This is a genomic window from Ruegeria sp. AP12 (assembly GCF_056540025.1).
The window spans coordinates 1-547 of the sequence record NZ_JBQFVZ010000314.1; the positions used below are offsets into that span (position 1 = coordinate 1).

Here is a 547-nt window from a genome sequence, read left to right on the forward strand (position 1 = left end):
GTGAAACCGGGTCAAAGCGGACGACAATCAAGCACGATCTGGTCCGCTCAGGACCCGTGAACTACAAACACGTTGCTGCTCGAAATATCATAAAGATACTCAGAAATGCGTTTTCAATCAATTAGGTCTGAGGTTTTCGTGATCCAAATGTCATCTCTGTAATATGACCTAGGGTCAACGAAGCAAGGATGCAGCCGGTAAACAGGTAGAGGCCCCAAGCGGTTTCGATGGTGGCGTATGAGATGCCCTTGGCCAGTGTAATGTAGAGCGCGATGAGGAAGATATCGGCCATCGCAAGCTTGCCGAGGATGTTCAGCGCGGGTTGGACGCGCGGGTCGAGCAGGTTCCATTGGACCAGCGCGGTGCCGATGGTTTTGATGTAGGGCGCGAAGAGGGCGAAGACGGTGACGACCAGCGCGAGGAAGATGTCGGATTTCCACAAGGACTGGAGGCCGGTGATGACGCTGATCTCGCTGAGGCCGAAGATCGGCAGGAGGCCTGCGCGCATCAGCGGGGCGAACCATGCGATGGGGTAGAGGATCAGGAG

At 55.6% G+C, this 547-nt stretch carries 1 protein-coding gene; it reads right to left on the reverse strand.

The annotated features are described in order from the left end of the window. Positions 1-121: 121 nt before the first annotated feature. On the reverse strand, positions 122-547 hold a 426-nt coding region (locus tag ACR0E6_RS22945; protein WP_480587756.1), incomplete at its 5' end, for a paraquat-inducible protein A.